14 protein-coding genes and 3 pseudogenes are annotated in these 18,828 nt (G+C 36.9%); 4 read left to right on the top strand and 13 right to left on the bottom strand.

The features are described from left to right. The first annotated feature begins 5 nt into the window (after window positions 1–5). Window positions 6–515, top strand: a complete 510-nt coding sequence (crr, locus tag AACV01_RS13800; RefSeq protein ID WP_004243800.1) for a PTS glucose transporter subunit IIA — start codon at window positions 6–8, stop codon at window positions 513–515. Between the two features lie 90 nt (window positions 516–605). Here the strand turns inward: crr and cysM are convergent, their stop codons facing one another. The 8 genes from cysM to AACV01_RS13760 form a co-directional block, all read right to left on the bottom strand. Continuing rightward, window positions 606–1,487 (bottom strand): cysteine synthase CysM, encoded by an 882-nt coding sequence (cysM, locus tag AACV01_RS13795; protein ID WP_004243801.1) that lies wholly within the window; start codon window positions 1,485–1,487, stop codon window positions 606–608. A 205-nt stretch (window positions 1,488–1,692) separates the two neighbouring features. Then, entirely contained in the window at window positions 1,693–2,781 is a 1,089-nt protein-coding gene (gene cysA / locus AACV01_RS13790) for a sulfate/thiosulfate ABC transporter ATP-binding protein CysA (protein ID WP_036918699.1), read from the bottom strand. Window positions 2,782–2,800: 19 nt separating this feature from the next. Beyond that, window positions 2,801–3,643 carry a sulfate/thiosulfate ABC transporter permease CysW gene (cysW, locus tag AACV01_RS13785; protein WP_161683117.1) on the bottom strand — a complete coding sequence of 281 codons (843 nt, stop codon included), beginning with the start codon at window positions 3,641–3,643 and terminating at the stop codon, window positions 2,801–2,803. Then, window positions 3,643–4,476, bottom strand: a complete 834-nt coding sequence (gene cysT, locus AACV01_RS13780) for a sulfate/thiosulfate ABC transporter permease CysT (protein ID WP_046334452.1) — start codon at window positions 4,474–4,476, stop codon at window positions 3,643–3,645. Before cysT ends, cysW begins: the two co-directional genes overlap by 1 nt. Then, complete coding sequence (cysP, locus tag AACV01_RS13775) at window positions 4,476–5,507, bottom strand: thiosulfate ABC transporter substrate-binding protein CysP (protein WP_020945946.1); 1,032 nt, start codon at window positions 5,505–5,507, stop codon at window positions 4,476–4,478. Before cysP ends, cysT begins: the two co-directional genes overlap by 1 nt. A 251-nt stretch (window positions 5,508–5,758) precedes the next feature. Then, entirely contained in the window at window positions 5,759–6,655 is an 897-nt protein-coding gene (locus AACV01_RS13770) for a Dyp-type peroxidase (RefSeq protein WP_004243807.1), read from the bottom strand. A gap of 148 nt (window positions 6,656–6,803) precedes the next feature. After that, a complete protein-coding gene (locus tag AACV01_RS13765; protein ID WP_004243808.1) occupies window positions 6,804–7,394 on the bottom strand; it encodes an RpoE-regulated lipoprotein in 591 nt (196 codons plus the stop codon). A 294-nt stretch (window positions 7,395–7,688) separates the two neighbouring features. Continuing rightward, a complete protein-coding gene (locus tag AACV01_RS13760; RefSeq protein WP_004243811.1) occupies window positions 7,689–8,126 on the bottom strand; it encodes a GNAT family acetyltransferase in 438 nt (145 codons plus the stop codon). Window positions 8,127–8,259: 133 nt separating this feature from the next. Between AACV01_RS13760 and hemF the strand changes: the two genes are divergently transcribed. Together hemF and AACV01_RS17895 are read left to right on the top strand one after the other, a co-directional pair. After that, window positions 8,260–9,168 (top strand): oxygen-dependent coproporphyrinogen oxidase, encoded by a 909-nt coding sequence (gene hemF / locus AACV01_RS13755; RefSeq protein WP_017827100.1) that lies wholly within the window; start codon window positions 8,260–8,262, stop codon window positions 9,166–9,168. A 113-nt stretch (window positions 9,169–9,281) separates the two neighbouring features. After that, a pseudogene (locus tag AACV01_RS17895) lies at window positions 9,282–9,427 on the top strand (IS3 family transposase); the annotation flags it as partial. A gap of 917 nt (window positions 9,428–10,344) precedes the next feature. Here the strand turns inward: AACV01_RS17895 and AACV01_RS13750 are convergent. Beyond that, window positions 10,345–10,977 (bottom strand): annotated as a pseudogene (locus AACV01_RS13750) (transposase); the annotation flags it as partial. 244 nt (window positions 10,978–11,221) lie between these two features. Here AACV01_RS13750 and AACV01_RS13745 point away from each other — a divergent pair. Then, complete coding sequence (locus tag AACV01_RS13745; protein WP_161683115.1) at window positions 11,222–13,162, top strand: Dam family site-specific DNA-(adenine-N6)-methyltransferase; 1,941 nt, start codon at window positions 11,222–11,224, stop codon at window positions 13,160–13,162. On the opposite strand, the gene AACV01_RS13740 is transcribed toward AACV01_RS13745, so the two are convergent. The 4 genes and pseudogenes from AACV01_RS13740 to bamB form a co-directional block, all read right to left on the bottom strand. Then, on the bottom strand, window positions 13,146–14,897 hold the full coding sequence (locus tag AACV01_RS13740; protein ID WP_161683113.1) for a restriction endonuclease FokI C-terminal domain-containing protein: 1,752 nt from the start codon (window positions 14,895–14,897) through the stop codon (window positions 13,146–13,148). The genes AACV01_RS13745 and AACV01_RS13740 overlap by 17 nt on opposite strands. A gap of 77 nt (window positions 14,898–14,974) precedes the next feature. Then, window positions 14,975–15,604, bottom strand: a pseudogene (locus AACV01_RS17890) (integrase core domain-containing protein); the annotation flags it as partial. A gap of 436 nt (window positions 15,605–16,040) precedes the next feature. After that, window positions 16,041–17,531, bottom strand: coding sequence for a ribosome biogenesis GTPase Der (der, locus tag AACV01_RS13735; RefSeq protein ID WP_161683111.1), 1,491 nt, complete (start codon window positions 17,529–17,531; stop codon window positions 16,041–16,043). A gap of 119 nt (window positions 17,532–17,650) precedes the next feature. Next, window positions 17,651–18,823, bottom strand: coding sequence for an outer membrane protein assembly factor BamB (bamB, locus tag AACV01_RS13730; RefSeq protein WP_004243816.1), 1,173 nt, complete (start codon window positions 18,821–18,823; stop codon window positions 17,651–17,653). Window positions 18,824–18,828 lie beyond the last annotated feature (5 nt).

Raw genomic sequence — 18,828 nt, 5'->3', positions numbered from 1 at the left:
GATTCATGGGTCTGTTTGATAAATTAAAATCACTGGTTTCAGAGGAAAAGAAAGGCAGTGGCACGATTGATATTGTTGCACCACTTTCTGGTGAAATCGTCAATATCGAAGATGTTCCTGATGTTGTTTTCGCTGAAAAAATTGTAGGTGACGGTATTGCTATCAAACCTGCTGGTCATAAAATTGTTGCACCAGTTGATGGTACTATCGGTAAAATTTTCGAGACTAACCATGCTTTCTCTATTGAGTCTGACAACGGTATCGAATTATTTGTCCACTTCGGTATCGACACAGTTGAACTAAAAGGTGAAGGATTTAAACGTATCGCTGAAGAAGGTCAACAAGTTAAAGTCGGTGATACTGTTTTAGAATTTGATTTAGCGGTATTAGAAGAAAAAGCAAAATCGGTATTAACACCGGTTGTGATTTCTAATATGGATGAAATCCAAGGTTTAACTAAAATGACAGGCCCAGTAACTGTTGGTGAAACCGTTGTAATGCAGATCAAAAAATAATTTTTAATCTGTTCTCACTTTTAAACCGCCACATTTCCTCTGTGGCGGTTTTTATATGCAAGCGAATGAGCTTTAACGAGCGCAGAAAACTCAACCAAACACCCCAGTTGATAAATAGCGATCGCCTCTATCACAAATAATCGCCACAATCACAGCCCCTGGGTTCTCTTTAGCAACGCGTATTGCACCTGCTACGGCTCCCCCAGAACTAACGCCACAGAATATACCTTCTTTACTCGCTAATAGGCGCATAGTTTGTTCTGCTTCTGTTTGGGACATATCTATAACACTATCAACCAACTCTTTTCGAAAAATACCGGGTAAATAGGCTGGAGACCAACGACGAATACCCGGAATTTGACTTTTTTCTTCCGGTTGTAACCCGACAATTTTTACTGTGTCCGATTGCGTTTTTAGGTAACTCCCCACCCCAGTTATCGTACCTGTTGTCCCCATGCTAGAAACAAAATGGGTAATACGCCCTTGAGTCTGTTGCCAAATTTCAGGGCCAGTTGAAGTAAAATGCGCTCGAGGGTTATCGGGGTTATTAAACTGATCTAATACCTTCCCTTCACCTTTACGCTCCATTTCTTGCGCTAAATCTCTCGCCCCTTCCATACCAATTTCGCGGCTAACCAAAATAAGCTCGGCGCCATACGCTTGCATGGATGCTTGACGCTCTTTACTCATATTTTCCGGCATTAATAATTTTAGTCGATAACCTTTTACTGCCGCTATCATCGCTAAAGCAATCCCTGTATTACCACTGGTTGCCTCAATTAATGTATCGCCAGGTTTAATTTCACCGCGTAATTCAGCTTGCTCAATCATCGATAACGCGGCTCTATCTTTCACAGAACCCGCCGGATTATTGCCTTCAAGCTTAACCCATATTTCTGCATCTAATCCTTGTGAAAGTCGTTGTAATTTGACCAATGGTGTATTACCAATAAATTGTTCTAAGCCTGCCACAATAAATCCCTGATCATTTATTTGTTTGTATTAATGAAGAAATCATATTTAACTTATTAACGCAATAAAATTAACATTTTTTGATAGATTTTATTCTTTTTCGTGTTATAGCCTGTATAGTCAGTTTTACTCAATAGCCAAAATACCCATGCAAAAAAATCTGCATGGGCAATCATTAACTGTAATAAAAGAATAATGCTATTTTTTAAGCTGTGTATGCCAGTGAAACTGTTGTTAAGGGACGATCTTGTGCATATAACCGCGCTTTTGCACCGCCCATATAGTAAATATCACCTTTATGGGGTATTGATGTCATATCATTCCATACCGCGCTAATTGGCGTATTTCCCCACTCAATAGGCTGTAAAACCAATTGCCAATAGTGTCCTTTAGGAGTCACTTCTATTACTTTGACGGGAAGTTTACATAAGCTATCACTATGCGGGTTAAGTGAAATTTCCCAAGGGCGCAAAAAAACATCAACTTTGCCTTGATAGAGCGGCGTAACCGATAAAGGTAAGTGATAGCCAGCAATTTGTAATTGCGCACCATTAATTTCACCTTGGAGATGATTAACATCTCCGAGAAATTCTAAAACAAAGCGACTTTCAGGCGTGTGCCAAACTTGTTGCGGTGTACCCACTTGTTCGATTTTGCCATTTCCCATAATAACGATGCGATCAGCGACTTCCATTGCTTCTTGTTGATCATGGGTGACAAAAACACTGGTAAATTTAAGCTCACTATGTAACTCCCGTAACCAACTGCGTAATTCAGTTCTCACTTTGGCATCTAACGCACCGAAAGGCTCATCGAGTAATAAAATTTGTGGCTCTACAGCCAATGCTCTCGCTAAAGCTACGCGCTGTTTTTGCCCCCCTGAAAGTTGTGCGGGATAACGCTGTGCTAAATGAGGCAGTTGGATCATCTCTAATAATTGCGTGACTTTTTTATCAATCACGGCTTTGTTAGGACGTTCGCGACGTGGTAATACGCTTAAGCCAAAGGCAATATTTTCAAATACCGTCATATGGCGAAACAGCGCATAGTGTTGGAAAACAAACCCAACTTTGCGCTCGCGGGCATGTAAGCGACTGACATCTTGCCCTGCAAAACAGATTTTACCTTCCGTTTGATGCTCAAGTCCTGCAATGATACGTAATAGAGTAGTTTTACCTGAGCCTGATGGCCCCAATAGCGCCATCATCTCACCGGAATTGACCGTTAAATTCACGTCATGCAACACTTCAGTGCGATCAAAATATTTTGTGACATGATTAATTTCAATACTCATATTTTGCCCCTGTTTTGCGTTATTGCTGACGTTCTAAATGCCATTGCAACGCACTTTTAACCATTAATGTAATAATTGCCATCATGGCAAGTAATGCTGCTGCCGTAAAAGCCCCCACAGTGTTGTAGTCTTGGTACAAAAGTTCGACCTGTAAAGGCAGTGAATAGGTTTCTCCACGAATAGCCCCCGAGACAACAGAGACGGCACCAAATTCCCCTATAGCACGTGCATTTGTTAAAACCACACCGTAGAGCAATGCCCAACGAATATTAGGTAATGTCACTCGCCAAAACATTTTCCAACTACTGGCACCTAATAACACAGCAGCTTCATCCTCTTGGCTTCCTTGGCTCATCATCACTGGGACAAGCTCTCTCACGACAAAAGGACAAGTGACAAATACCGTCACTAATACCATACCGGGCCAAGAGAACATTAACTGAATATCGAATTGTTCCAACCACTGCCCTGCCCAACCATTGCTACCATAAAAAAGCAGATAGAGCAGTCCCGCAACGACAGGAGATACCGCAAATGGGATATCAATCAGCGTCATTAACCACTGACGCCCCGGAAAACGAAAACGCGTAACAAGCCATGCCATACTAATACCAAACAACATATTTATCGGTACAGTAATTAAAGCGATAAGTAGCGTAAGCCAAACAGCATGTAACATATCGCTATCTAGCAAGTTGTCGGTAAATATTTCTATGCCTTTTGAAAACGCAGTCATAAAGATCCACGCAATAGGCACCACTAAAAATAAAATGGATAACACAACGCCTGTAAGGATCAATCCCCATTTTACCCAATCAATTTGGCGACGATAAAGAGAGCGTTGTTGCGCTATATCCGACATTAATGCCCCCTTAATCGCTTGCCAAAGCGGCTTTGTAATCCATTAATTGAAAACAGTAAGACTAATGAAACCAATAAAATAACAGAAGCGACCGCGCTGGCTGCAGGATAATCAAACTCCTGTAATCGAATAAATATCATCAAAGAAACCACTTCGGTCTGCCATGCAATATTGCCAGCAATAAAAATAACAGCACCAAATTCCCCTAAACTACGCGTAAAAGAGAGCGCCGTACCGGCTAATAACGCCGGAGACAATTCAGGTAACACAACTTTACGGAACGTTTGCCAACGGTTTGCCCCTAATGTTTCAGCCGCCTCTTCATATTCAGGGCCTAACTCTTCTAAAACAGGTTGCACCGTTCTGACCACAAACGGCAAACTAGTAAAAGACATCGCCACAGCAATACCAATCCATGTATTGATCACCTTGATATCAAACTTATCTAACACCAAGCCATACCATCCTTGAGTAGAAAATAACGTTGCTAAGGTTAATCCCGCTACCGCTGTAGGTAAGGCAAAAGGTAAATCCATTAATCCATCAAGAAATTTTCTGCCGGGGAAACGATAGCGCGTAATGATCCACGCTAATAACATGCCAAAAATAGCATTAAAAATACTTGCAACACCGGCTGACAACAAAGTGACTTTATACGCTGCCACAATTTGAGGGTGGGTTATCACCGCCCAATATTGTGCCCAACTCATTTCAGATAATTGCACAACCAGCGCACTCATAGGTAGTAATAAGATCAAACAAGTATAAAAAAGCGTACTACCTAAACTAAGCCCAAATCCGGGTAATACTCGCTTGCTGGTTGTGGCAAACATTATTGGCGTCCTTCTAATAATAATTTATCTAGCGTGCCATCTGTAGCAAAATGCGTTTTCATCACTTGGTTCCAATCACCAAACACATCTTCAATGGTAAATAATGAAGTGGCTGGAAATTGATCTGCTTTTTTCGCCATCACCGCTTTATCATTTACGCGATAGTTAAATTGTGTGATGATCTCCTGCGCTCTCGGGCTATATAAATAATTTAGGTAAGCTTTGGCGAGAGTTTCTGTTTTATTGCGTTGCACATTTTTATCAATCCATGCCACAGGAAACTCCGCTAAAATATCTACAGAAGGGACAATAACTTGATAATCATCTTCACCATATTGCTGGCGAATATTATTTACTTCAGACTCAAAACTAATTAAAACATCACCAAGTCCACGTTCAATAAATGAGGTCGTTGCCCCCCGTCCCCCGGTATCAAATACCGCAACATTTTTGAGTAACTTTGTCATAGCATCTCGGGTTTGCGCTTCATTTCCATAAGCTTTTTCAAACGCTCCCCATGCGGCTAAATAGGTATAACGACCGTTACCTGATGTTTTTGGGTTAGGGAAAACCACTTTGACATCTTCACGGGTCAAATCTTGCCAAGAAGTGATATTTTTAGGATTTCCTTTACGAACCAAATAGGCCATTGTGGAATAATAAGGTGAGCTATTATTAGGTAGACGTTGTTGCCAATCAGCAGGAATAAGCTTGCCTTTATCATGCAAAATTTGTACATCCGTCACCTGGTTATAAGTGACAACATCCGCAGGTAAACCTTGTAATATGGCTAATGCTTGCTTAGAAGAGCCAGCATGGGACTGTTTGATAGTGACTTTGTCATCAGGATGTTGAGCATCCCATTGAGTTTTAAAATCACTATTAAGCTGTGTAAATAACTCGCGAGCAATATCGTAAGAGCTATTAAGTAATTGAGCTGCATTTGCATAACTACTCGCAACCAAAGACAATGCAACGGTTGCCTGTAATGCAAAAGTTCGGATTGTTTTGTTCTTCATTATAGTACCCATCAGCGTAAGTCTTATTCTAATGGTTACTCTATCGGCTTTATTTATAACAGTGTAGTTAGCTTTTGTTATTTGATATAACTAATAGCTATTATAAATGGATAAAGAGTGAGATTGCCCAAATAAATAAGCATCATAATGATTTAACTGAAAATAATTCAACATTGAGATATCGAGAAACGACCTCGTCAAAATAAAAACGCCAGCATAGTAAATGATACTGGCGTGGCAAAATAGTAGTGTAACGCTAAGACTTACAGAGCGGCTAATACTTCATAAGAAGGAGCGAAATAGTAGCTACCTGTCACAGGTTTACTCATACGCAGTAAATCATCGTATTTACCATCAACTTCACCAAACATACTGAGTAATTGCTGTTCAATATTATATAAACGACCACAGTAAGCTAAGAAATAGAGGCCATGTTTACCACTAGCAGTTCCATAAGGTAAGCTATGACGCAAAATCGCTAACTCTTCACCATTTTCTTCAATAGCAACACGGGATACATGAGAGGTAATATTGCGTTCTGATTCATCCAACTCAATGCTCTCTTTTTTAGTACGACCAATCATTTTTTCTTGATCTGATTCACTAAAACGCGCCCATTTTTTTAGGTTATGCTCATAGCGTTGAACTAAAACATAGCTACCACCAGCATCAATACCTTCATTAATTAAAGCAACACCATAGCGCTCGTCACCAACTGGATTTTCTGAGCCGTCAATAAAACCACTAAGATCACGCTCTTCTATCCAGCGGAAACCGTGGATCTCTTCTTCTATTTGGAGCACGTTACCAAAAGCAGCTATTGCAGCTTGCGCTAATGAGAAATTCACATCATGACGCATGGATTGGATATGGATAAGCATATCGCGCTGAGTCGCAGGAGCTAACCCTTTGCCTAATGGACGAAATGGCTTTAACTCTGGCGCACTATTATTATCTGATAATTTTTTCCAAAGATCTGAACCAAAAGCTACTACGGCACCTAATGAAGCATCAGGATACTGTTTTTGTAATTCGCTAAGGGATTGCATAAATTGTTGGCAGCCTTGACGTAGTTGATCAATTTCCCCCACCACCATTGCTTCAATAAATAGACCGAATTTACTATGTGCGACTAAAATACCGCTTTGTGCATGAGACATATTGCTTCCCTAATAAATAATAAAAAACATATAAATTAATGTGGTTTATTATATCCAACATTTATTTTTAGGCTTTGCTATTTAACAAATTTTTGTTAGCAGAAAAGGTAAATATAAAATTATTTTATTAATAACACTTAAAAATAACCTATTTTTGCCAAACAATTTGTGTTACCTGCCAATTTGCTAATGTTTCATCGGGTGGCATTAGACCATCAGGGCCATCCCATTGCCCAGCAAAAACATAGCTCACTGATTTTGCTTGTTCTGATTGGCATTGAATGGTTTTTTGTTTATCGACTTTCGGCCCGTTACTGCACATACCAAATGCTTTTTTATAAATATCTTTAAATGGTGTACCTATTGTCGTTCCCCACGCTGTTTTCGCATTAGGATCAGATACCGTGATTTTATCTACTGTGCCCTTTTCTTTGCCATAAAAAGCCACTTGCACTTTTTCATCTTCAAGTGCTTGCACAATAACTATAATATTGCCTTGTTGCATTTCCATTCCTTGTCGGTAATGGAAACGGCTACCCAACTCTTTTTCGATCGCTTGCTCCGTCACTGCCGTTGAAGCAGTGATATTACCTAATCCATTTGCAGAAACCGTTAACGTCTCATTTGAGAACCAATTCATTGGATTAAGTGCAGAAAAAGACATTCCCCCCATGGATGAACAGCCACTTAATAGCAAGACACTTGTGCTTAAGCACAAGGGTAACCAAAATTTAGGCATTATAAATACTCCATTTCACTTTTTCGTTATAAATTCAATTGATGCTAAGGCAACAAGTTTTTACTCGCATAAAACTAAAATAACTGAATACTTCAGACTAGTTACGACCATAACTCAGCCAAGTTTGTTCCCTTAAATCGACAATATCAGATTTTATCCAGTAAATAAGCAAGGTTAAGTTCTTTTTTATCGAGGCAACATCATGATAGGAAAGAAAGTACAAAAAAAGAAAATCCTCTCTATTAACCGATTAAAATTATCTTAACAGTCAATAAAAGAGGATTTAGCGAAGAATTAAAGATCGAAGTCCTGATCGATAATTAGGCGTTTAGTGTAAGCCGTATTCTCTTGATTTTGATCTTCATAGAGAAGCTTTTCAAACATACAAATAGTGGCATCGTTCTCTTCGGGGATCATTAAAGTAATTTGTGGACACCCTTTTGCAATGAGTTTTTTCTCTAGCCGAGAGATTAGTGCATTGGCAATTCCTCTACCGCGAAACTCAGGATGAACGCCCAAATAGTAAAGCGAGCCACGATGACCATCATAGCCTCCCATTACACTACCGACTATTTCGCCAGCAACCTCTGCGATTAAAAAGAGATCGGGGGAGTGGTTAATCTTTCGTTCAATATCAATTTCAGGATCATTTTCTGGTGAGATCAAGTCGCAACGTTCCCAAAGTGTAATGATTGCCTCAAAATCATCTTGACGGAATACACGTATTTCCATTGTTTTGCCTGTTATCTTTCACAAGTTACTAAATTTATTATCCCTTGTTTACTTTATCAATCAACTTCAAAATGAGAGCATAGGTCATATCGCGTTCCATTTTTAATAAATATGATAAAAACTGTAGGTTATTATGAGTTTACCTGATATTCATCGTGTGCAATCATTTTTTTTGTCGTTGCAAGATAGTATTTGCCATGCTATTGAAAATATAGACCAAAAAGCAACCTTTCAGCAAGATAATTGGCAAAGAGAAGCTGGCGGTGGTGGTCGTACTCGAGTGCTCACCCAAGGTGCTATTTTTGAACAAGCGGGTGTTAATTTTTCCCATGTTTATGGAGATGCCTTGCCTGCATCAGCCACGGCTCATCGCCCTGAATTAAGCGGTCGTCGTTTTCAAGCAATGGGCGTTTCATTAGTTATTCACCCTCTTAATCCCTATATTCCTACTTCACATGCAAATGTTCGTTTTTTTATTGCTGAAAAAGAGGGAGAAGCTCCTGTATGGTGGTTTGGTGGAGGCTTTGACTTAACGCCTTATTATGGATTTGAAGAAGATGTTATCCATTGGCATAAAGTGGCTAAATCTGTGTGTGATCCCTTTAGCCAAGATTATTATGCTCGATATAAAAAATGGTGTGATGACTATTTTTATTTAAAACATCGTAACGAACCGCGTGGTGTTGGTGGTCTATTTTTTGATGACTTAAATACTCCTGATTTCGATCACTGTTTTGAATTTGTACAACGTGTCGGGCAGGGCTACCTGGATGCCTACTTGCCGATTGTCGAAAAACGCAAATCTATACCCTGGGGAGAACGTGAACGCCAATTCCAACTTTATCGCCGTGGCCGTTATGTCGAGTTTAATTTGGTTTGGGATAGAGGCACGCTATTTGGTTTACAAAGTGGCGGACGTACTGAATCCATTTTAATGTCAATGCCACCATTAGTTCGCTTTGCATATGATTATCGCCCTGAACCTAATACTCCCGAAGCTAAGCTGTATACTGATTTTTTAATTCACAAAGAGTGGGTATAGCAGTTACTGATGTATTAAAACTAAAGCCATTTATTTATTATAATTGGCTTTAGTTAATACCGTGCTTGTCCTAAATAAAGTTGACACTTTTCTAATTCCAAATTGGATAAGTAATGAAACAAGTAAGTAAACGAACTCAAGGTTATTATTCCCTTGCCTTTAAATTAGTTATCATTGACCAATGTAGAAAAAGATGAACTTACTTATATATCAATATTGTACACAGAGACGTTCAACCGTTTTGGTTTGGCTTCGTAAACTGGTAGATTAGATTGACCGAAAAGCACACCAAATATTCTTATAAAGGTGCTACTATGAACCAAATCTCTAAGCAATAAACACCTGAACCATGTATTAAAAATGCAGGGAAAAGAGCTTGAAAAGATATAATTTAAGACTGATTTTTGAAACTGTTGTTAAAGTCATGGATAGAGATTTTGAAGTTCGTCGATCATAAAAGCGCAAAGCCGAGTTATTAGGAAAAAACGGTTGAAAAATTCACCGTAACCAAAGCTTGCCGTTTTATGAAAATTACTCGATAAGACTATTACAAACATAAAGATATGTCTGATAAAAGAAAAAATTAGGTACGATTGTTGTTTGTGTGGTGAAATTTGAACGGACAGTTCACCCTAGTCTGAAGTGAGAAAATTACACTTTATTTTGAAGCAAAAACAATTAATTATTGAGTTTTGACTGCTTACTTTCTTTATTGAAAAAGCATCAATTATTAGTGCCTAATCAACGGTTTTATCGTCGAGCAATGCTCAGCCACCATCGTTTTCATCACCCCCCTAATTTAATTAAATTAGGGTTTATTCTGACACAACCTGAACAACTATGACGGATATTACCTATTTTAAGGTTACTTACAAATGCTTATTCACGAAATAAGTAGGTTATTATCTTGATAACAACGAGAAAACAAAGATGATTAAAAAGACGACGTTAAAAAATACCATTATTCCATAAATCTGTCTGATAGAAATCTACAATATTGTTCACCGGAATACCAGGATATTATTCATAAATATATAATATTCTATGATATAATGGCTACTATTGCTATCAAAATACCTTAGCAAAAAGCATTGATGTAATATTAAAAATAGAGTATCTGTTGATGTCTATTCCCCATTAATTGGGATACTTCAAATTAGAGTTTTCTAACTGTTTTCGTTTACTGCAATATAAACTGTTATGCATAAAGTCTAGGGCCATTGAATGTTTGGTGTTTCTATCAACATATAATGGTCTTTCTCATATGTAGGTAGCACTTTTCTAACGCGGCGTTTCAAGTTTAATCCTAAGCGACAATAAACGCAATAAATTCGTTTATGATTAAAAGGATACCCTTAAAATCTTAACCAAAATAGCATTTTCAAAATCCTAATTGTGGCGATTTAGCTAAGGCTGATTACACTGCATCAATCACAGCACGATCTCTTTCACGTCAATTTAGCTGTCGACGATAAAATGTTGCCCGAAATAATAATGTTAATTTACAAGGTTTAATGACTGATAAACCAGCTTCTTTTAAATCCTCAGTACAGAATTTCTTCTCCGCCACTACCAACCCTTTTTGCGAAAAATTTCTTCATAGCATGATTTTCATGACTAACTGCTACAAACACTTTTTTAAGCTTGACATTTTCCTCTTCAAGCTCTTTTAATCAGTTAACATCATTAACTTCCAGGAATACCGTACTTTGATCTCTTGTTATAGTAAGTAGTGTTGCTAATCCCATTTTGCCGATAAATATTTTCTACTTTCATACCTGAATCATCGCGTCTTAAGATATTAACGATTTTAGTTTCGGTAAAACTAGTTTTTTCATCATAACCCCTGTAATTTTTAAGGCAGGAAGTCTAATGATACCTATCTCATTTAGTGAAAATAGACAATCCCTTACAACAGTTTAAAAAAAATAAATAAAGAATTAGAAGTTTAAGTTATTTGTGAGTTTTTATATTTCACTTTTAGGCATTTACTTGCGAAACTAAATTGATATTGCTAAACTAGTAAAATAAGGATGTTATCGGATGTTAAATAATGCGCTACATTGGTTCTAAAAAATTATTGTTACAACATATCAAAAATATGTTAGATAAACATACTAATGGTACAGAAAAAACCTTTTTGGATTTATTCGCCGGCACAAATAGTGTTGGATTATTTTTCAAACCTCACTACACCATTTATAGCAATGACCTATTGTATTTTAGTTACGTTAACGCGAAAGCTTTAATTGAAGCAAATATCCGCCCTAATTTTGAACAACTAAAAAAATTAGGAATTCATAATCCACTATCCTACTTAATGGATACTCCAGTAAATCATTTACCTAGCGAATACTACGAATTAAGCTACTCACCTACAGGCGATGCCATGTATCTTACGGTAGAAAATGCCAAAAGAGTCGATTTCATTCACAATACGTTAGACTGTTGGAAAAAAAATAATAACATTAACCAACACGAATATTTATATCTATTAAATTCACTTATTGAAGCTCTACCTTTCATTAGTAATATTACGGGCACTTATGGCGCTTATTTAAAACATTGGGATAAAAGAGCTTTAAATGAATTAAATTTGATCTTTCCATCAGTTATCGATAATGGCTGCCGTAACAAAGCATTTAATGAAAATGCTAATACACTCATTAGAAAAATAAGCGTTGATATTGCTTATATTGATACCCCTTACAATAATCGACAATATGCTTCCAATTACCATTTATTAGAAAATATCGCTAGACATACAAAACCTCCTTTAAAAGGTAAAACTAAGATTTTTAATTGGAGTGAACTAAAAAGTGATTTTTCGACAAGTAAAGCTGCTCGGAATGTGATGGAAGATTTAATTGCGCATATTGATGCTACACATGTTCTGCTTAGCTATAATACAGAAGGAATAATTTCTGAGAATGAGTTAATTGAGTTATTAAAAAAATATTCATTAAATGGTTATGTTGATATACAGCGTATACCCTATCGCAAATATCAATCCAAACAAAGATCCGTAAAAACCGAGTTATGCGAACTGTTGTTTTATATTCAAAAGAAACCATTTAAATCAAAAACCATAATCAATAATAAAGAGACTAGATTGAAACCAACTGATGCCCCACAAAAAAAATGGGTTAAAAGTCCATTAAATTATATTGGAGGTAAGTATCGATTATTAAAGCAAATTCTACCTTTTTTTCCGAGTAATATTAGAACATTCGTTGATTTATTTAGTGGTGGAGCTAATGTTGGTATTAATGTTACTGCTGAGAAACACATCTTTAATGATATGAATTATCGAATCAATGAAATGTTTAGATTTTTTCAAAAGACACCTATAGAATCTATAATTCAATTAATTGAGAGTAGAATTGCTCAATATGGACTAAGCAAAACTAATGAAGAAGGCTTCCTAAAATTTAGAGAAGATTACAATCGCAACCCTAACCCATTAGATTTATATGTTTTATCGTCATTTAGCTACAACTACCAATTCCGATTCAATAATAATATGAAATTTAATAATCCTTTTGGACGAGATAGAAGTAGTTTCAATGAAAGGATGAAAGATAATTTAAAATGTTTCACTCAACGTTTAAAAGCGCTTAATGCAATATTTACGGATTACTTTATTCAAGATTTTGATATAAGTAAATTAAATAAACAGGATTTCGTTTATTTGGACCCTCCATATCTCATAACTACTGGCAGTTATAATGATGGAAATAGAGGGTTTCAGAATTGGGGGAAAAAGCAAGAACTAGAGATGTATCAACTTATCCTTCAGTTAAATGAAAAAAATATACGCTTTGCTTTAAGTAATGTATTAGAACATAAAGGTCAAAGTCATGACATGTTAAAAAATTTTATTTCAGAGAATAATTTCCAAGTCCACTATCTTAACTTTCATTATAGCAATGCTTCGTATAATACCTCTAAACAAGGTAGTGTAGAGGTATTAATTACTAATTATTCAATATAGATGGTACAAAATAAATTTCCTGATTTTTAAAAGAGTCAACAACTTTTCTTATTGTTAACTTATTTTTAAGTATTGCATCAGCTCCCAGCAGTAGCTGTTCCACATTTAGTGCTGCGCCTACTGTTTGGGTTTCTTGTGCCGTATAATTAAGTTGTTCAGGAAACTTATTAACGAAAGAGCTTGATATCCATAAAAAATAAAATTTATTTTCAGGAATTGTTTGTGGAAAAATTTCCCACCATTTCGTTGGATTTCTATTAGAATCTCTACGTTTATTGTCTTCGATATAGCGAATCATCTCATCTGCTTGAGCGATATTTTTCGAGTATCCATCTGCATAGGCTTTCGTATCTACAATCACACCAAAATCAGACATATGTAATAAGCCATCAGGTTTACGAGAGCCCCCCAATACCGTAGAATTTATTTTGTATATATCCCTAAATAGCCCCATTGTAATAATTTCAAAATCTCTACTGCGATTACCATCTCGTGCAATTTCGAGTAATTCTATATATTCTATTGGCAGTTTTGTCTTTTGCAAAAATATAGCTTTTTGCTGTTCTATCAACTCATCACGCAACTCAGTGGTAAGATTTAGTTGAGGAATAGAAAAATCTGAGACTTTATCTAATAGTTTAAATTTATTATTTTGATGATTTATACGCAAACCAAATAATTTTAATCCCTCAATATCTGACTGAAATATTTCTTTGGAATCATGAAACCCTTTATTTCTCATTTCAGAAACTAACTTATTCAATGAAATGGGTGAGTGTAGCAATTTTACAATAAATGCACGCCGAGTTCGTACATAATCTCTATTATGTCCATCTGTAGCGAAAAATTCCCACATTACAAATTTTTCAATACGTTTATTACTAGAATATCCTTTAGAACGGTGTAAAGCTGCAATTCCTCTAGCAGTAATTTTGTACCCCTGAAACCCTTCATTTCTCCCATTTGAGAAGGTTCTTTTTACTTGTTTAGTTTCAATAAAACCAACATTTTTCAACCAATTACAAATGCCTCGAGCATACTTATCACTGGTTCCCTCAATATTAGACTTAATTTTCCGTTTCTCTTCTGGAGTAGCTGATGACAACCAATTATACATTATATCTTCATTATATGAAGTAAACCCTTTTTCACCTCGAAAACCTAGTTTAGAGCCTAGGTAATACTTAGTACAGTAAGTTTCACTTTTTTCTAATAGAGATAAAATTTGAGTTGCTGGAGGATATGCCAACAGAGCTGCTCTTAGTATTTCAAGTTCCTGTTCTTCATCTTTTGCTTGTGAAAATGCTAAACCTTTTTCTGTGATACTAAAAGTATCGGTTTTTCTATTCACTTTAACAAAATTAAAGCTAACTGCCCATCTAAGAAAACCATCTGCAGTCCAGTTATCTGTCCATGTTTTACCAGTTGCTCCCATTTGTTGAGGTTCAATACTTATTTGAATTAGCGCATCGGCAACCGCAGTTTTTCTTGATTTAGCTGCCTTACCTTCTTTATTTTTAGAAGTTCCGACCAATTCCAGGTAATTAAACTTATCTATATTATTCAGTAGCTTACCTTTAAGTTCGGATTTAACATTTTCATTATAAATAGTCTCAATTAAGTTATCCTTTAAATTTTGATAATGTAATGAATTAACATCAAATATTTGCACTACTTTCTTTAATGATTGAAACGATGATGGATTTTGAATCCAACCATAAGTTCTAATTTTCATAATATCCTCTTATAAAAAATTTACTTGATATTCTACATTAAGTAATCAAAGAAGATCGAGATGTTGCACTCTTGCCATTAATTAAGACACGTTAAATTAGAATTTTCTAACCGTTTTTCGATATGTCTCCTGTGGGAAATTATTAAAACTTTCATGAGTCCGATTTTGATTATAATTTTACAGCCAAACCACACTAATTCTTGAATTTAAATTAACGATTCAAATAAATAAGCATTTAAAAACTTTCGGCGAAATAACTCATTAAAACTCTCAATAACCCCATTTTGTTGCGGTTTACCCTATTGAATATAGCAATAGCGAAAATTAGCTATCTTTATAATAATTCAATAAGTTGACTGAAAAAATTCAGGACTCTTATTGACTCGAATCTGTTTTTGGCAATCCTCTTCCATTTTTAATCATTCAAGCTTCCTTATAATACGCTCTGAGAGTGATTACATATCAACCTCAATTGCTGAACATTCACGCGTTCCTTCATCTATAATCTTGCGTATTCTAAACACACTTACCACAATATAAACTATCGTGCATGAAATCTAACGTTCATAGAATATTCAGTGTTTTCTCAATTATTAATGGTCTTTTTTCTCGAACAGGAAGAGCTTTTTAATCCGGCGCTTTAGATTTAATCCTTATCGGCAATAAACACGTTTATGACTAAACAAATAGCCTCGATACCGCAACCGAAGTGAGGCAATAATATCAGTTGGTAAGTAGGCTGACATAAATATGTCTCTTTTAATGACTCAATGCAGGATGCTTTCAGTTATTCCTTTTTTATAAAGAATTCTTTCATGACACGATTTTCAAGATTATTTTCTGCAAACATCGACTTAATGACCTCCGGCTGAAAATATAATTATAGCTGTTTTATTTTAGGTAAAGTGGACAAGATTGAATATCCTTCGATTATTTCCACACCTTTATACTTACAAAGATCTTAACTATGCTTGAACGGGCGTTATTAAACATCACTTTTCATCTATACTTCGGCTAAAGACGACATAGTATTTATACAACCACTTTATATGCTCTGGGCTTTGCGCTTTCATGCTCATCATAAAAAACTGAGTCCAGTGAAACGAACTCAGTTTTTATTCTATATTTAACTGGCTATTTAATTTATTTTGATTTCTTTAAATGAGCCATTAAGCGCTTACGCTTACGTATTTGCGAAGCTGTTAATTTATTTTTCTTATCCGCATAAGGGTTTTCCCCTTCTTTAAATTGAATACGGATAGGAGTTCCCATCACTTGTAGTGTGCGACGGAAATAATTCATTAAATAGCGTTTATAGCTATCAGGTAAATCAGACACTTGGTTACCATGAATAACCACGACAGGTGGGTTATATCCCCCAGCATGGGCATATTTCATTTTTACACGGCGTCCACGAATAAGAGGGGGTTGGTGATCATCCTCTGCCATCTTCATTATGCGCGTCAACATTGATGTACCAACACGACGTGTCGCGCAAGTATAGGCTTCTTGAATCGACTCAAACAGATTACCAACACCACTACCATGTAATGCCGAGATAAAATGAACGCGGGCAAAATCAACAAAACCTAATTTGAGATCAAGCATATCTTTAACTTGTTCGCGATCTTCTTGGGTCATACCATCCCATTTATTGACAGCAATAACTAAAGAGCGTCCAGAATTAAGAATATAACCTAATAAAGAGAGGTCTTGATCTGAAATCCCCTCACGAGCATCAATAACAAGTAGTGCAACATTACAATCTTCAATCGCTTGTAATGTTTTGATCACTGAGAATTTTTCTACCGTTTCTTTTACTTTTCCGCGTTTACGAACGCCAGCGGTATCAATAAGGATATACTCCTTACCATCACGCTCCATCGGTATGTAAATACTATCACGGGTAGTGCCTGGCATATCGTAAACTACAACACGCTCTTCACCTAACATACGGTTAGTCAGAGTTGATTTACCTACATTAGGGCGGCCTACAATAGCTAATTTAACAGGAAGTGTTGTCGGATCGAAATCATCCTCTTCTTCCTCTTTTTCTTGCTCTTTCTGCTCTGCTTCTAAAGCAGCCCAATAAGCGGCATTCTCTTCTTCTTCTGTTAATTCTTTCTCTTCTTCGACGACTTTACCCACAATAGGTAACAACGCTTGCTCAATCAGTTGAGAAACACCACGACCATGTGAAGCAGCAATAGGGAATATTTCCCCTAATCCTAAAGAGTAGAAATCAGCCAAGGCGGTATCAATATCGATACCATCTGTTTTATTCGCCACTAAATAGGTTTTTTTCTCAACACCACGCAAGTGTTTAGCAATACCTTGGTCGGCTGGCATTAATCCTGCTCGCGCATCGACTAAAAATAGCACAATATCGGCTTCTTGAATGGCTTGCAGTGATTGTGATGCCATATGGGTTTCTACACCCTCTTCTGCACCATCAATACCACCAGTATCAATGATAATAAATTCTTCACCGTCTAATTCTGCACGACCATATTTACGGTCACGGGTAAGTCCAGGAAAATCCGCAACTAATGCGTCTCTTGTGCGTGTCAGTCGGTTAAATAATGTGGATTTTCCCACATTAGGGCGCCCTACTAAGGCAATAACGGGTATCATTTTTTGATGCCTCATAAAAATACAATCATAAATCTGATGGTATTTTACATGTAAATACTAAAAAGACGAAACGGCTCCTTTAAAGGAGCCGTAAAATAATTATATTTGTCAGTGCTTAATTACCGACGATATAGATAAAGTTTACCGTCACGTGCTTGGATCATCAGTTTATCTTGAACAGCCTGTGGACGGCTTAATAAACCTGAGCTATTGACTTTATTTTGAGCAATAAATTTGCCTGTACTGGTATCAATCCAATGGAGATAGCCTTCTGCATCTCCCACCACTAAATAACCATCAACGATAGCCGGGGCGGTTAAATTACGGTGCAGTAGATCTTCTTGTGTCCATAATGTCACACCATCAGATTTGCGCACAGCTAAAACTCGGTCATTTTGGTCGACAAGGTATAGATTGTCACCCAAAAGTACCATGTCATTAACTGAACCTAAATCACGTTTCCAGATGATCTGCCCTGAACGCATATCTAGACTGACTAAATTACCGTTGTAAGCCATGGCATAAACAGTATTTTCATCAATAATTGGCGTAATATCGACATCATTTAAGCGGCTGATCTCAGTAGAGCCTTTCACTTGTGAAATATTTTGCTGCCAAACTAATTGCCCTTGAGATAACACCACCGCACTAACACGGCCATTATCAGCGCCCACAATCGCTGCACCATAAGCAACAGCTGGTGCTGATTCACCACGTACGGATAATGATGGTGTATCTAAGTTGACCGTCCATGATACTTCACCTGTCAGCAAATCAAGCCCTTGCAACATACCGTTACTGGTATGAATAAGCACTAAACCATCACTAACAACAGGTTTGGAAATCGCTTCTCCGGCAACATCTGTCTCCCAATCAATAGAGCCATCATCTGTATTTAAAGCATACACTTTTGCTTTTTCTGTGCCGACAAAAACACGAGTACCAGAGACGGTTAAACCACCGGAAAGTAATGCTGATTCATTAGAGGAGAAGAAACCTTTTTTAGTTGAGAGATCTTGAGACCAAATCTCTTTACCCGTTTCTAATTCTAATGCTTTAACTACCCCATGGCGATCAGCGACATACACAACTGAACCATCCCATGCTGGTGACAAGTGGGAATAGTATTTTCCAATACCATTGCCAACCGATTTGTCCCACACCACATAAGGGGTAAATTGGCTCTGCACCTCAGGCAATGGAGACATTGTCACATTATCCTGCTCACTAGAACACCCAGCTAATAATGCTGATGCTAGTAGACCGATCAGGAGAGTTTTACGCAGTTGCATGTCTG

The organism is Proteus sp. G2609, from assembly GCF_963896135.1.
Lineage (GTDB): Bacteria > Pseudomonadota > Gammaproteobacteria > Enterobacterales > Enterobacteriaceae > Proteus > Proteus mirabilis.
The sequence above is the reverse complement of the archived record's forward strand: the minus strand, read 5'-3'. Positions and strand labels throughout refer to the sequence as shown.